15 protein-coding genes (1 of these 15 only partly in view) are annotated in these 14779 nt (G+C 67.4%); 9 read left to right on the top strand and 6 right to left on the bottom strand.

Features of this window, described 5'->3' with window-relative positions; translation table 11 throughout:
* The 3 genes from RF701_RS09565 to RF701_RS09555 all read right to left on the bottom strand — a co-directional run.
* On the bottom strand, positions 1-497 hold the 5' portion of the coding sequence (locus RF701_RS09565; protein WP_308814796.1) for an NAD(P)H-dependent oxidoreductase. 94 nt of this gene lie to the left of the window's left edge; 497 of the gene's 591 nt are visible here — the first part of the coding sequence; its start codon is at positions 495-497; its stop codon lies off the left edge, out of view.
* Positions 498-572: 75 nt separating this feature from the next.
* Positions 573-1400 carry an alpha/beta hydrolase gene (locus RF701_RS09560; RefSeq protein WP_308814795.1) on the bottom strand — a complete coding sequence of 276 codons (828 nt, stop codon included), beginning with the start codon at positions 1398-1400 and terminating at the stop codon, positions 573-575.
* A gap of 48 nt (positions 1401-1448) precedes the next feature.
* Positions 1449-2147, bottom strand: a complete 699-nt coding sequence (locus RF701_RS09555) for a pirin family protein (protein ID WP_210359512.1) — start codon at positions 2145-2147, stop codon at positions 1449-1451.
* 100 nt (positions 2148-2247) lie between these two features.
* Here RF701_RS09555 and RF701_RS09550 point away from each other — a divergent pair, with 100 nt between their 5' ends.
* Positions 2248-3162 (top strand): LysR family transcriptional regulator, encoded by a 915-nt coding sequence (locus RF701_RS09550; protein WP_308814794.1) that lies wholly within the window; start codon positions 2248-2250, stop codon positions 3160-3162.
* Between the two features lie 106 nt (positions 3163-3268).
* Here RF701_RS09550 and RF701_RS09545 read toward each other — a convergent pair whose 3' ends face one another.
* Entirely contained in the window at positions 3269-4105 is an 837-nt protein-coding gene (locus RF701_RS09545; RefSeq protein WP_203311483.1) for a helix-turn-helix transcriptional regulator, read from the bottom strand.
* Between the two features lie 99 nt (positions 4106-4204).
* On the opposite strand from RF701_RS09545, the gene RF701_RS09540 reads away from it, so the two are divergent.
* The 8 genes from RF701_RS09540 (at position 4205) to RF701_RS09505 (ending at position 13680) form a co-directional block, all read left to right on the top strand.
* Positions 4205-5107 carry an SDR family oxidoreductase gene (locus tag RF701_RS09540; RefSeq protein ID WP_210359511.1) on the top strand — a complete coding sequence of 301 codons (903 nt, stop codon included), beginning with the start codon at positions 4205-4207 and terminating at the stop codon, positions 5105-5107.
* A gap of 191 nt (positions 5108-5298) precedes the next feature.
* Complete coding sequence (gene ssuD, locus RF701_RS09535) at positions 5299-6456, top strand: alkanesulfonate monooxygenase (protein WP_308814793.1); 1158 nt, start codon at positions 5299-5301, stop codon at positions 6454-6456.
* 68 nt (positions 6457-6524) lie between these two features.
* Positions 6525-7898, top strand: a complete 1374-nt coding sequence (locus RF701_RS09530; protein WP_308814792.1) for a RimK family alpha-L-glutamate ligase — start codon at positions 6525-6527, stop codon at positions 7896-7898.
* Positions 7895-8686, top strand: coding sequence for a sulfite exporter TauE/SafE family protein (locus RF701_RS09525; protein WP_210359509.1), 792 nt, complete (start codon positions 7895-7897; stop codon positions 8684-8686). Before RF701_RS09530 ends, RF701_RS09525 begins: the two co-directional genes overlap by 4 nt.
* Positions 8687-8882: 196 nt before the next feature.
* Entirely contained in the window at positions 8883-10085 is a 1203-nt protein-coding gene (gene pcaF, locus RF701_RS09520) for a 3-oxoadipyl-CoA thiolase (RefSeq protein ID WP_308814791.1), read from the top strand.
* Positions 10086-10223: 138 nt separating this feature from the next.
* Positions 10224-10826: a hypothetical protein gene (locus RF701_RS09515; protein WP_308814790.1), complete on the top strand. Its 603-nt coding sequence runs from the start codon at positions 10224-10226 to the stop codon at positions 10824-10826.
* 67 nt (positions 10827-10893) lie between these two features.
* Positions 10894-12903, top strand: coding sequence for an SPFH domain-containing protein (locus RF701_RS09510; protein ID WP_308814789.1), 2010 nt, complete (start codon positions 10894-10896; stop codon positions 12901-12903).
* A gap of 129 nt (positions 12904-13032) precedes the next feature.
* Entirely contained in the window at positions 13033-13680 is a 648-nt protein-coding gene (locus tag RF701_RS09505; protein WP_308814788.1) for a glutathione S-transferase family protein, read from the top strand.
* 139 nt (positions 13681-13819) lie between these two features.
* On the opposite strand, the gene RF701_RS09500 is transcribed toward RF701_RS09505, so the two are convergent.
* Together RF701_RS09500 and RF701_RS09495 are read right to left on the bottom strand one after the other, a co-directional pair.
* Positions 13820-14377: a zinc-binding dehydrogenase gene (locus tag RF701_RS09500; protein ID WP_308814787.1), complete on the bottom strand. Its 558-nt coding sequence runs from the start codon at positions 14375-14377 to the stop codon at positions 13820-13822.
* The gene (locus RF701_RS09495) at positions 14326-14703 is read right to left on the bottom strand and encodes an alcohol dehydrogenase catalytic domain-containing protein (protein WP_308815646.1); all 378 of its coding nucleotides are present in this window, start codon (positions 14701-14703) and stop codon (positions 14326-14328) included. Before RF701_RS09495 ends, RF701_RS09500 begins: the two co-directional genes overlap by 52 nt.
* Positions 14704-14779: the final 76 nt, after the last annotated feature.

Below are 14779 nucleotides of genomic sequence, written 5' to 3'. Positions count from 1 at the left end.
GCGCCGCCGCCATCGCTCGCAGGCTCTCCGGCCGCGTCGAAGGCATGGCCGATGCCTCCCACAGCAATCGTGCTGGATACCACTACCATGCCCATTTCCGACAGGATGCCGTGCCAGGCGAGACCGGCGCGTGCACCGGCGAAGCGACCGGCCGAGTAGCTGACGATCGCCGCAGGGCGCCAGTACCATTCTTCCAGGAAATGGTCGGTGAGATTCTTGAGACCGGGCTGTACGCCCCAATTATATTCCCCGGTAACGAACACGAAGGCATCGGCCGCCCTGATCTTCGCCGCGAGCGCCTCCAGCGCGGGCGGCGCCTCGCCCTTCGGATATTCTTTGTACATCCGGTCGAGCATGGGCAGGTCGATGGCCCGGGCGTCTATCAGTTCGGCCGATGCGCCGCGTGCGGCGAAGGCGCGGACCAGCCATTCGGCCAGGCGGATCCCTTGCCGATCGGAGCGGTAGGAGCCGTAGAAGATCATGATTCGATCGCCCATCGCGACGTCTCCCTGTGATGCCTCAATGTCGTGCGAAACCACGGGGCGGGCAACCACCCCATGGTCCTTCACGGATCAGCCCTCGATAAAAGCAAGAAGATCGGCGTTGATCCGCTCCGCGTTGGTGACCGGCATACCGTGCGGAAAGCCAGGGTAGGAGATGAGCTTGGCGCCCTTCACGATAGCCGCCGACATTTTGCCCGTGGTGGCGAACGGCACGACCTGGTCATCCTCGCCATGCAGGACCAAGGTCGGTACGTCGATCGCCTTGAGATCGTCAGTGAAGTCGGTCTCGGAGAACGCTTTGATGCCGAGCGTATGGGCCAGCGCCGCCCCCATCATGCCCTGTCGCCACCAATTGAGCCGCACCGCTTCCTTCACCTCGGCACCCTCGCGATTGTAGCCAAAGAAGGGCAGGGTGAAGTCATAGTAGAATTGCGAACGGTTGGTAGCGGTCTGTTCGCGCACCATGTCGAACACGTCCATCGGCACACCGTCGGGGTTGGTGTCGGTCCTGATCATGATCGGGGCGACCGCACTGACCAGTACCGCCTTGCTGACCCGGCCCGGTTTGGCGCGGGCGACGTAGCGGGCGACTTCGCCACCCCCGGTCGAATGGCCGACGTGGACCGCATCGCGCAGGTCCAGTGCATCGGTCAGCGCTATGACGTCGGCGACGTAAGTGTCCATATCGTGGCCGTCGGCCGACTGCGTCGAGCGGCCATGGCCGCGGCGATCGTGGGCGATGACGCGATAGCCCTTCTGTACGAAGAACATCATCTGCGCGTCCCAGTCGTCCGAACTGAGCGGCCAGCCATGGTGGAACATTACGACCGGGGCGTGTTTCGGGCCCCAGTCCTTGTAGTAGATTTCGGTCGCGTCGGCGGTGGTGATGAAGGGCATGGGAAATATCCTTTCGAGCTGGAAAATACGCGGTACCGGACGGATCGGTCAGGCGGCGTCGACGAGCACGATCTCGGCATCGTCGATCGCGGTGACGCGAAGCACGGCCTCGTCGGCGATGGCGGCACCGTCGCGTGCGTCGAGCCGCGTGCCGTTGACCTCGATCGCGCCGCTCGCGGGGACGAGGTAGCCGTGACGGTCGGCGCCGAGCGGATATTCGGCGGTCTCGCCCGCCTTCAGCGTGGCGGCGACGATGCGCGCATCGGTGCGGATCGGCAGCGCGTCGCCATCGTTCGCGAAGCCGCTCGCCAGCGTCACGAACTGTCCGGAGCGTTCGCCCTTCGGGAAGGGCTTGGCCCCCCATGACGGCGCCTCGCCGCGTGTCCTGGGCTCTATCCAGATCTGGAAGATGCGGGTGATGCCCGGCTCCTTGTTGTATTCCGAATGCCGGACGCCCGAGCCTGCGCTCATCACCTGCACGTCGCCGGCCTCGGTACGGCCGATGTTGCCGAGCGAGTCCTGATGCGTGATCGCGCCTTCGCGGACATAGGTGATGATCTCCATGTCGGCGTGCGGATGCGGCGGGAAGCCGGTGCCGGGCGCGATCGTATCGTCGTTCCAGACGCGGATGCCGCCCCAGCCCATCCGGGCCGGATCATAATAGCTGGCGAAAGAGAAGTGGTGCTTGGCGTCGAGCCATCCGTGGTTGGCGCCACCGAGGCTTGCGAAGGGGCGACGGTCGATCATGGTTCGGTCTCCTGAAGGAGCCTGTTGCTCCGATGACCTGAAGATGCAGCACGATCGGACTTGACGAAACGGCAAGGTTGGCATCTCATCCTTTCCGAAAATGACGAAGCGTCTCCCCGATCTCGAAGCCTGGGCGATCTTCGCAAAGGTCGCGAAACACGGCTCGTTCTCGCGCGCGGCGCGCGAGATGGGCATGTCCGACCCCACCGTCTCCAAAGCGATCGCGCGACTGGAGGCGCGCCTCGGCCTGACGCTGATCGCACGGACATCCCGGCGTATCGCGCTTACGGATGCGGGCCGTGCCGCGGTGGAGCGCGCGACGCGCATATTGAGCGAAGGCGAGGCGGCCGAGGACGAAGCCGGCGAACAATCCAAGAGGCCCCGCGGTCGCGTTCGGATCAGCGCACCGCTCTCGTTCGGTATCGCCTACCTGGGCGCGATGCTGCCGGCCTTCCTCACGGCCTATCCGGAGATCACGGTCGATTTCGCCTTGAGCGACCGCAAGGTCGATCTGGTGGCGGAGGGGTTCGACCTGGCGCTCAGGATCGCCAGCCTGGATGATTCCTCCTTGCTGTCGCGCCGGCTCTGCACGGTGCGGCTGCTTCTGGTGGCGTCCCCCGACTATCTCGCGCGTCACGGCATGCCGACGCATCCGGCGGAGCTAAGCCGGCATCGTGCGCTGGCCTATACCGGTGGTGCATCCAGGATGTGGCGCTTCACGCATCCGACGTTCGGGGAGGAGACCGTCGAGCCACCCGTGCGGGTCTGGACGGACAATGCCGACCTGTTGAACCCGGCTCTCGTCGCCGGACAAGGGCTTGCGATCCAGCCCGAATTCCTGATCTGGCGCGAACTGCGAGACGGGCAGCTGGCAGTCGCGATGCCCGAATGGTCCGTGACGTCCCTGGGGCTCCACCTCGTCATGCCGCCAAGCCCGCTGCGCCCGCTCCGGGTCCAGGTTCTGGTCGACTACCTTGCTCGCGAGCTCGTGCAGGCCCCATGGGCATCGCGTTGAGCGTCATGCCGCGCCTCCCATGACCAAGCGCCTGTTGCCGGGAATCGTCAGGCGCCCGATCCACGTGCGCGGAGGCGGCGCCGGCCATCGGCCCAATCCGAGTGGCTCAGTCCGCCCGCGCTTCGACGAGCGCCCGCACCTTCTCCGCGTCGGCCTCGGTCGCGGGATTGTAGACGATCATGCCGAGTTCGGGCCGCCCCTCCACCGCGAACGACGAGAATTCGAGCTGCACGCGCCCCGCGTCGGGATGATGGATGCGCTTCACGCCCTCGCCGTGCGCGACGACATCGTTGTCGCGCCACAAAGCGTCGAACTCGTCGCTGACGCGGCATAGTTCGTCGACGAGCCTTGCGGCCTCCGAACTGCGGTTGGCGCCCGCTCGTGCCATGTCCGCGCGAAAGGCTCCGACGACGAAGCGCGCGACGCTCTCCCAATCCTCGTTGGCCTTGCGACCGCGGCCGTTCACGAACATCAGGCGCAATATGTTGCGCTGATCGCGGGGCAACGCGGCATAATCGGTGAGCAACGCCGCGGCCGCCCGGTTCCAGCCCACCACATCCCACATGGCGGTCTTGATGATCGCGGGGCTCAGCCTCATGCCGTCGAGCACGCGCTGCAGCCGCGGCGTGATGCCGTCGACCGGACGATAGCGGGTCTCGGGCGGGCGGCCGAGGCCAAGCATGTAGAGGTGCTCGCGCTCCGGCTCGGTCAGCATCAGCCCCTTGGCGATGCGGTCGAGTACGTCAGCCGACGGCGCGCCGCCTCGACCCTGCTCGAGCCAGGTGTACCAGGTCGGACTGATGTTGGCGCGGGCGGCGACCTCTTCGCGGCGAAGACCCGGCGTGCGTCGCCTGCCGCCGGCGAAGCCGAATGCCGCCGGATCGAGCCGCACGCGCCGGTCGCGCAGATAGCTGCCGAGCTGATTGGCCGGTTCACTCGCCATGCCGCATCCTGTTGACGTTTATACCACGATAAGCTCACTACTTTAACAGGTTGATGCGGTCGGCGATATCCTCCTCCCGATATCAAGAGGAGGCATTTCATGCGCGTGTTCCTGACCGGCGCCACCGGCTTCATCGGCTCGCACATCGTTCCCGAACTGCTTGCCCGCGGCCATGAGGTGCTCGGCCTCACGCGATCCGACGACGGTGCCCGGCGTCTCGAAGCGGCCGGCGTCGGTGTCCACCGCGGCGACCTGGAGCGGCCCGAGACGCTGGCCAGCGGCGCGGCGGCAGCCGATGCGGTGATCCATTGCGCATTCGACCACAATTTCGCGACCTTCCTCGACAACACGAAAAAGGACGAGCGCGTCATTGCCGCGATGGGAGAGGAATTGGCAGGAACGGGGAAGCCGATCCTCATCACGTCGGGGGTCGGCACGGGCACGCCGCTGAACGGCGGCGAGGCGATGGAGGACGTGCTCAACCCGCGCCATGCCAACCCGCGTATCGCGACCGAATTGGCCGGCGCGGCGCTCATCGCGCGGCGGATCGACGTGCGCACCATCCGCCTGCCGCAGGTCCACGACACGACCAGGGCGGGTCTCATCACGCCGCTGATCGCCGAGGCGCGGCGGGCCGGCGCTATCGCCTATGTCGGCGAGGGCAATACCCGGTGGGCGGCCGCGCACGTGAGCGACGTCGCAAGGCTCTATGTCCTGGCGCTCGAGAATGGCGAGCCCGGCGCGCGCTACAACGCCTCGGTGGAGGAGGGCGTGTCCGCGCGCGCCATCGCCGAGGCGATCGGCAAGGGCAGCGGGCTGCCGGTCCGCTCGGTGCACGGCGGAGAGGTCGAACGCTATTTCGGCTGGATGGCGCCGTTCGCTACGCTGGACATGGCGGCATCCAGTGCCTGGACGCGAGCCCGGTTGGCATGGGAGCCGAGCGGCCCCGACCTCCTGACCGACCTCGCGGCGATGGACTATTCTGCTTTCGCTCAGGGCTGATGACCAGTGGCGGTCCTGCCGCCCCGAAGGGCTATGCCGCTTTTCAAGGGGTGACAGGCTCAGCGCCGTCCTGTCGGGGGGCAAGTGGGAGGGAGGGCCTACTGACGCGCGCCACCGCAAGGCTGCACGAAGTAGCGTGCAGCCAAGATTAGCTTCGCCCGCCGGCCACGCGAAGGCGCTAGTATGGCCCCATGACAGCGCGACATCCGCTCGACTTTCTCTGGTTCCTGCCGTCCGGCGGCGATTCGCAGCGCTTCGCCTCGCCGCAGACCGATCGGCCGCCCGATCCGGCGTATCTCTGCGAGATCGCCACCGCGACCGATCGACTGGGATATTATGGCGTGCTGCTGCCGACCGGGCCGATGTGCGCCGACGCCTGGATCACCGCGGCGTCGGTCGCGCCGTTCACCGAGCGGCTTAGGCTGCTCGTCGCCTTGCGGCCGGGGCTGACCGCCCCCGCCGAAGCCGCGCGCCAGGCCGCCGCGCTCGACCGGCTCAGTGGCGGACGCGCCCTGCTGAACGTCGTCACCGGCGGCAATCCCGACGCGCTCGCTGCCGACGGGCTCTTTCTGGACCATGCCGCGCGCTATCGCCAAACCGACGAGTTCCTCGATATCTGGCGCGCGCTCGCGCGGGGCGAGACGGTCGACCGTGACGGCGAATTCCTGTCGATCGCGGGTGGAAGGCTGCTGTTCCCCTTCGTCCAGGCGCCGCACGCGCCGATCTGGTTCGGCGGCTCTTCCGGCGCGGCGCGCGATATCGCCGCGCGGCATGCCGACACCTATCTGATGTGGGGCGAGCCGGCCGATCAGTTGAAGGACGTGATCGCCGACGTGAGGGCCCGGGCTGCGGCCCTGGGCCGTACGCTCCGGTTCGGTGTCCGTCTCCATTTCGTGGTCCGCGAGACGGAGGAGGCCGCATGGGCGGCCGCGCACGATCTGATCCGCGACGTCACGCAGGACCAGATCGCGCAATTCCAGGCCTATCTGGCGAAAAGCAGCGATTCCGTCGGCCAGTCGCGCATGCAGGCGCTGCACGGCGGCGCGCGGTCTGCGCTCGAGATCCGTCCCAACCTCTGGGCGGGTATCGGCCTTGTGCGGACGGGGGCGGGCACCGCGCTGGTCGGTGACCCGGCCACCGTCGCGGCGCGTCTCGAGGACTATGCCGCCGCGGGCATCGATACGGTGATTGGTTCAGGCTATCCGCACCTGGAGGAGGCCTATCGCGTGGCCGAACTGTTGTTTCCCCACCTCAACCTGCCGGACCGGCGCATCCGGACCTTGCCTCCCGTTCGGCCGATGCTCGACACGACGGCCGATGGACGCGCCACCGCTATCCGTGCGACCTGAGCGCATGCGGCCCCGTAGCGAGGCGACCGCGCTATGCTTCATGCCCGGGGCCGGCTAGGGGGCGGACCGTGCAGGGATGGATCCTCTTCTTCCATGATCTCGAACCCGGCATTCCGGAGGTGCCGGAGATCCTGCGGTTCCGCGAGGCAGCGGGGCAGCTGGGCATCGCGCTGGCCATCTACAAACCGCAGCTGTTCGATCTGATCGTCGGCGGCGGGCATGACGATTGGTCGCTGCGATACGACGGCCTTCCCGTGCAGCGGCCCGACTTCGTACTGTGCCGGACGGGAGCGGAGACGGATTATTCGACGCTGGCCCTCCTGCGCCAGCTGGAGCGCCGTGGGGTCAGGCTGATCAACGGCGCGACCACGATCGAGCTCGTCGCGGACAAGCTGCATACGATGCAGAAGCTCGCGCGAGTCGGCCTTCCGGTGCCGCGCACGATGCTGGGCAGGTTTCCGTTCGACGCGGCGCTCGTCGAACGCGAACTCGGCTTCCCGGTGATCGTCAAGACGCTGCAGGGCACGCGCGGTGCCGGCGTTCTGAAGTGCGAGGACCGGGCGCAGTTCGAGGATCTCGCCGGCCTGCTCGAAAGTGCGCGCGCGCAGGCGGACTTCGTGCTGCAGCATTACATTCGCGCCAGCCACGGCCGCGACGTCCGCATCCTCGTCGTCGGCGGGCGGGTGGTTGCCGCGATGGAGCGCCGCTCGCTGACCGGCGGTTTCAAGTCGAACGTATCGCTCGGCGGTATCGGAACCGCCTATAATCCGCCGCCGGAGATGGCCGACATCGCGATCAAGGCCGCGGCCGCGCTCGACCTTGACGTCACGGGCATCGACATCCTGTTCGACGAGACGGGCTACCGGATCTGCGAGGCCAATTCCGCCCCGGGCTTTCAGGGGCTGGAACGGGCGAGCGGCGCCGACCTACCGGCGATCATCCTCTCCTGGATCCGCGACACGCAGGATCGCGCGCCTGGCGCCCCATCCGCGCGGGCAGAGGAAGGGGCAATCGTCGACCTGGTCTTCGCGGGCCGCTCTCGCCTCGATCAACTCGTCGACACGAGCGCGAGCTACGATCGTTTCGCCATCGCCATCGGCTGGCGCCTCATCGGTGCCGGTCTGTCGGCGCTCGGCCATGCGACCCTGCCGCGCATCCTGATCGATCGACGCGGCGGCCGCGGGCGGCTGCTGCGCGGACTGTATGAGGATCGCGCGGTGCCGGTCCAGCAACTGCTCGAGCAGGACGAGCAGGAACGGACGTTGATCAGCGTGCTCGCGGTGGCCGTTTGGGCCGCGATCATGCCGTGGCTCGCCGGCGCGGAACCGATGATCAGCGGCATGCTCTCCCTCGTCGCGCTGCTCTTTCCGGCAACCTTCCTGCTGACGGCGCCGGCTGGCCGGGCGCGGCGCTTGCTCCAGAAGCCGGGTGCCGAGGCATGACCGAGATGCTGGCCGCCATCCCCTGGGCGACGCTGCTGCCCTTCGTGGTCATCGGCTTCGTCGCCCAGGCGATCGACGGCTCGATCGGCATGGGGTTCGGCGTCGTGACGAACAGTGCGCTCATGCTTCTGGGGATACCGCCGGCGCTGGCGAGTTCGACCGTCCGGACCGTCGAGAGCTTCGCCAGCGGGGCGTCGGGTCTCAGCCACGCGCTGCGCGGCAACGTCGACTGGGTGCTGTTCGCGCGCCTCGCGGTGCCGGGGATCGCCGGCGCGGTCATTGGCAGCTGGCTGACCATCCATCTCGGGGCGATGCTGCTCCGACCGGTGGTGTTCGCCTATCTGGGGGTGCTCGGCCTGTACCTGCTGTGGCGGGCGCCGCGGCGACCCCATACCTACAGGACGCTGCGGACGGTCGCCCCTGTCGGGTTCGTCGGCGCCCTGGTGGACGCCACCGGCGGCGGATGGGGGCCATTCGTGTCCGGCAACTTCCTGGCGCAGGGTGGCAATGTGCGCACGGTGATCGGCACGGTGAATGCGGCGGAGTTCTTCGTCACCATCACGGTCTTGGCGAGCTTCATCGGCACGTTGGGCGTGCAAGCCTTCACGACGGCGGCGAGCGGCCTGCTCGTCGGAAGCCTCGCAGCGGCACCGATCGGTCCCGCGGTGGTGGCGCGGATCGATCCCAAGACCTTGCTCAAGATCGCCGGCGCGTTTCTCGTGGCGAGCAGCCTTTACGGCCTGTCGGCGCTGATGATCGCGCGGATTCCCGTGCTGCATCGTTTCTGAGCCTCGGTCCGCGCCGAGCGAACCACACCGGGACCGGGCCTTCGCCACGCGCCGACGGCGTGGAACGGATGCGCTGAAGGCCAGCGGCACCTGCCGAGGCCGCGACGACGCACATCGCGGTCGATGGCGGATCGGCCGGTGCTATAGGGTCTGCGACAAGGCGCGAAAGACTCGCGCTGCCGGAGCAGGATGAACGATGACCCAGGCCTTTATCTGTGATGCGATCCGCACGCCGATCGGCAGGTTGAACGGCGCGCTGTCGACCGTCCGGGCCGACGATCTGGCCGCCGTGCCGCTCCGCGCCCTGGTGGACCGCAACCCGGGGGTGGACTGGGCCGCGGTCGACGACGTCCTGCTCGGCTGCGCCAACCAGGCGGGCGAGGACAACCGCAACGTCGCGCGCATGGCGACGCTGCTTGCGGGTCTGCCCGAGGTGGTGCCCGGCGCGACGATCAACCGGCTGTGCGGGTCCGGCCTCAATGCCGTCGGCGGCGCGGCGCAGGCGATCCGCAGCGGTGACGCCGAGCTGCTGATCGCCGGGGGCGTCGAGAGCATGACCCGCGCGCCCTTCGTCATGGGCAAGGCGCACACGCCGTTCGACCGCGCGCAGAAGCTGGAGGACACGACGTTGGGCTGGCGCTTCGTCAACCCCAGGATGCGCGAAGCCTTCGGCGTCGATTCGATGCCGGAGACGGCGGAGAATGTCGCGGAACAGTGGCACGTCACCCGTGCAGACCAGGATGCGTTCGCGCTCGCGAGCCAGCAAAAGGCCGCGGCCGCGATCGCGAGCGGGCGCATGGCCGCGGAGATCGTCGCGGTCGACGTGCCGCGGGCAAAGGGCGATCCGATCCGCTTCGACACCGACGAGCATCCCCGCGCGACCAGCCTGGAGGCGTTGGCGGCGCTTAGGCCGGTCGTGCGCGCCGGGGGAACCGTGACCGCGGGCAACGCATCGGGCCTCAACGACGGCGCGGCCGCGATGCTCGTCGCGAGCGAGGCGGCGGCGGCACGCCATGGCTTGACGCCGCGTGCGCGCGTGCTCGGTATGGCGTCCGTCGGTATCGCCCCGCGTATCATGGGCGTCGGCCCGATCGAGGCGGCCCGCAAGCTGTGCCGCATCACCGGCATCCACCTGAAGCAGCTCGACGTGATCGAGTTGAACGAGGCGTTCGCCGCCCAGGCGATCGCGACCTTGCGGGACCTGGAGATTGCCACCGACGATCCGCGCGTCAACCGCAACGGCGGCGCGATCGCACTGGGGCATCCGCTCGGCATGTCGGGCGCGCGCATCGTCATGACCGCCGTCGAGGAACTGGCGCGCATCAACGGCCGCTACGCGATGGCCTTCATGTGCATCGGCGTGGGCCAGGGAATCGCCCTGATGCTGGAGCGAGCCTAGCCACGCGTCGGTCGCCCGCATCGCGGAGCGGCGCTGCCGCCCTGTCGGCTGGTGTCCCGACGTGCCGGGGCCTAATATGGCATCATGCATGTGTCGCGGCCTGATGTTCCCGCTGCAAGGCTGCCGTCGTGGCGCCTGGTGGCTGCCGCCTTCCTGCATTTCGCCATCCTCGCCTATCTCGTCGTCGTCGTGCCGCTTTCACTGCTGCTTGCACCGAGCGGGGGCGGCGTCGCAGGCGTGTTGGCGCTCGGATTGAAGCTGAGCGGCGTTTTCCTCGTCGGCTTCCTGCTGATCGGCATCATGGCCACGGTGATGGCCGGACTCGTGGATGGTCGTGCCCGCCGTCGCCTGCGACGCCGCCCGTCGGGCGCAGCGGACATCGCGCGCGATCGTGTCGCGACCGCGACCGGGCCGGGCTGCGTCGCCCTAGACCCTGAGTCGCGGCGCTTGCTGGAATCGATCGCCGCCCGCGGCTGGATTTACGACGACGACCGCTATCAGGCGTGCGCGCGCGACCTGGATATCGTGGTCCGTACGGCCGTCGCCGCACTGTCCGAAGCGGCGGGCGAGCGGCACGCCGCGGTCGCGACCGAGACCGCGGTCGCGCTGGGCCTTATCGATCAGGCACTTGCCGAGCTCGATCAGGCACGAGCAAGTGCCGCCGCCGACCAGGCCCGTGCCGCCGCACTGTACGTCCAGCAACGATACGGCGCTTCCGATTTCGCTATCAAGCCGGATTGAAGAGGCGTAAGTAAGAGGCGGGCGCTCAGGGGGCGCTCGTCACAGGTCCCAAGGACACCTTCATCAGATGGCAAATACTTTCGTGCTCGGCGCCGCGGCTGTCGTGGCCCTTGTCGTCGTTTGTCTTTTTATCGCGTCGCGCATGGTGCGCTATGTCGGAAACAACCGCGTCGCGATCGTCGAAAAGCTATGGAGTCGCAACGGCTCGATCACCAGCGGCCTGATCGCCCTGGACGGCGAGGCGGGATACCAGCCCGACGTCTTGCGCGGCGGCTATCATTTCTTCGTGCCGTTCCAGTACAAGGTGCATGCGCAGCCCCTCGTCACTATACCGCAGGGGCAGATCGGCTATGTCTTCGCGCGCGACGGCGCGCCGCTCGGCCCGACGCAGACGCTGGCAAGCAACGTCCGCGCCGTCGACTTCCTCGATGTCCGGCGCTTTCTTGCGGATGGCGGGCAGAAGGGGCCCCAGCGCACGATCCTGCGCGAAGGCACCTATGCGATCAACCTCGCGCAGTTCGTCATCATCACGCGCGAACAGATCTATGGCCTGATGCTGGAGGCGAACGACCCGCAGCTGTTCGCGGAGATGCAGAACGTTATCGAGAGCCGCGGCGGCTTCCAGGCGGTCGTGATCAAGGACTCGGCCGACCAGATCGGCATCGTCACGGTGCATGACGGCCCCGCGCTGACCGCCGATCACATCATCGCGCCGGAAGTCGGCACGGATCAGGACGATCCCGCGACCTTCCACAACAGCTTCCAGGACCCGGAGAAGTTCATCGCCGCCGGTGGCCGTCGCGGGCGCCAGCTGCAGGTGCTCGTCGAGGGCAGCTATTTCATCAATCGCCTGTTCGCGACCGTTGAGATGGTCGCCAAGACGGTGATCGAGGTCGGCCATGTCGGTGTCGTCATCAGCTATACGGGCGACGACAGCGCCGATACGTCGGGCGACGACTATCGTCATGGTGAGCTCGTCCCGCGCGGATCGCGCGGCGTCTGGTCGGAGCCCTTGCTGCCCGGCAAATATGCGTTCAACACCTACGCGGGCAAGATCCTGATCGTGCCAACCACCAACTTCATCTTGAAATGGGATGAGGATGTGACGGGCCAGCACAAGCTGGACGAGAATCTGAGCCAGGTCTCGCTCATCACCCGCGACGCGTTCGAGCCGACGCTGCCGCTCTCCGTCGTGGTTCACATCGACTATCGCAAGGCGCCGCTCGTCATCCAGCGGTTCGGGGATATCAAGAAGCTGGTCGAGCAGACGCTCGATCCGATGGTATCGGCCTATTTCAAGAACGTCGCCCAGAAGAAGACGCTGATCGAGCTGTTGCAGGACCGGTCCGACATCCAGGAGCTGGCAGGTGCCGAGATGCGCGCGAAGTTCGGCGCCTACAATCTCGAACTGCAGGAGGTGCTGATCGGCACGCCACGCGCCACGGCGGGTAACGACCAGATCGAGAAGGTGCTGCAGCAGTTGCGCGAGCGCCAGGTGGCGGAGGAGCGCGTCGCGACCTACGAGAAGCAGCGCATCGCCGCGGAGAGCGAGAAGGCGCTCAAGGAAGCGCAGGCGCGCGCCGAACAGCAGACGGCGATCACCGGCTCCGAACTGCAGATCCAGGTGCAGGAAAATCAGGGCAAGGCGGCGCTGAAGCGGGCGACGCAGGAAGCGGAGCAGACGCGTACCATCGCACGCGCCGAGGCGGACCGTATCCGCATCACCGGCGAGGGCGAGGCGGCGAAGGTCGTCGCGCTTGCCGCCGCCGAGGCGGATCGCATCACCAAGACCGGTCTCGCCACCGCCGAGACGATCGAGAAACAGGCGGCGGCGTCCGGTGGCGCACAGTATCAGCTGACGCGTCAGGTGATCGAACGGCTCGCCGACGCGCTCGAGAAGTCGGGCGTGGATATCGTCCCGCGCGTTCAGATCAGCACCGGAGGCGCGGGTGGCAACGACGGTGCCAACGGGCTTCAAGCGTTGATCGGGATGCTATTGTCCGAAAAAGGGTCGTCGCTGCTCGCCGGACCGGCGGTGGCGAACGATCGCGAACGCCATTCCGTAGCCGCCGAATAAGGCGGCGAAAGCCGATGCAGGGGCCGGCGTCCGACGCGCCGGCCCTTGCAATGCCGCGGTTCGTCCGGCCACACAGCGGGCAACCACGTTCCGCCCGGCCTGAGCGCGGCGGATAGCAGGAGAGGCTTCATGTCGCTGGCGCTCTATGCCCACCCCTTTTCTTCCTATTGCTGGAAGGTGCTGATCGCCCTCCGGGAAAAGGATCTCGCGTTCGAATATCGCAATCTCGAGGAGCCTGGCGCAGCCGAGGCGATGGCCGCGCGCTGGCCGATCGGCCGGATGCCGGTGCTGGTGGACGGCGAGCAGACCGTTGCCGAGTCGAGCATCATCATCGAACACCTCGATCTGCGGCACCCCGGCGCGCGCATGATCCCGGCGGATCCCGAAGCGGCACTAGGGGTGCGGTTCCTCGACCGCTTCTTCGATCATTATGTGATGACGCCGATGCAGCAGCCGGTCACCGAGAAATTGCGCCACGGCGATCGCGTGGACAGCGTGCGCGCCGAAAGCGGCAAGGCGCTGGATACGGCTTACGCCTGGCTGGATGCGACACTGGGCGAGCGCATCTGGGCCGCCGGCGATACGTTCGGCCTCGCCGACTGCGCGGCCGCACCCGCGTTGTTCTACGCCGACTGGGTCCAGCCCATCCCGCCCGATCGCGCGCGGGTACGGGCCTATCGCGAACGGTTGCTGGCACGCCCAGCGGTTGCGCGCGTGGTGGACGATGCGCGCCCCTATCGCAGCTACTTCCCGCTAGGCGCCCCCGACAGGGACTAAGTGTTTGATCCATGCGGGATGCGGGCCGGCACCGTCTCGATCCATCCCGCCTGAATCGCACCTCAGGATCGCGACAAGCGACGGGTTTGGCGGCCTTGCCCCGGTTTTCCGTCCGCGACGGTGCCTGATCTTGCCTATATCAGATCTCGAGACCGACGAAGATCGCGCCGGTGCGGCGTCGCTCCTGCGCCGTCGCAAAGGCGTCTTTGATGCGGCCGAGCGGGAAGCGATGCGTTACCAATGGCTGCGTCTGCAGCTTGCCGCGCGTTACCAGATCGAGCACCGCGACCTTCTCCGAGTGGATGTCTTGGAAGGCGAAGCTGGCGCTCGGGATTAGGCGGATTTCCGACATCTGGATCCGCTGCCACTCGAGCGCGATCGTGGTTTCGCCTTCATCGAATCCGCCGGCGATGACGACGCTGCCACCGCGCCGGACCAGACGCGTCGGGAGTGGCAGCGTTTCCGGCATGGATTCGGCGTCGGCGCATTCGAACACGACCTCCGCGCCCAGTCCGCCGGTCATCGCCATGACCGCGGCGATCGGATCCGCCTGCGATGAATCCACGGGTTCGTCCGCACCGAGCCGCCGCGCCAGATCGAGCGCGTGCGGCACCGTGTTGATGATCGCCACCCGCGCATTGATCGTTAGCCCCGACAGATGCTGCGCATGCAAGCCGACCGCATCGGTATCGAGCAACGCCGCATCGTCATACCCGACCGTGTCGGGCAGACGATGGAGTTGTGCGCCGGGCCGACGACGAACTCGGCATAGGCCCGCGACACGCTGGCGCGCCGGGTGGGATAGAGGTCGGAGCAACGGTTGTACTGCCGCACGCGGCACCAGGCACAATGACCGCAACCGAGCAGCGATTCGATCAGCACCCGATCGCCCATGGCCATTGCGGTGACGTCGGCGCCGACCTCAACGACGTCGTCGGCAAGTTGGTGGCTTATGATGCAGTAGCGCAGCGAAGGTTCGGGCTTTTCCCACAAGCGCAGATCGGTCCCGCAGATGCCCGCCATGCGCACGCGCGCCTTCACCCAGTCGGCGGCGGGAAGGCATGGCTCGTCGACCTCCTAGATCGTGAAGCGACGTTCG

Source organism: Sphingomonas sp. GV3 (assembly GCF_031082075.1).
In the GTDB taxonomy this organism is placed as follows: Bacteria; Pseudomonadota; Alphaproteobacteria; order Sphingomonadales; family Sphingomonadaceae; genus Sphingomonas; species Sphingomonas beigongshangi.
The sequence above is the reverse complement of the archived record's forward strand: the minus strand, read 5'-3'. Positions and strand labels throughout refer to the sequence as shown.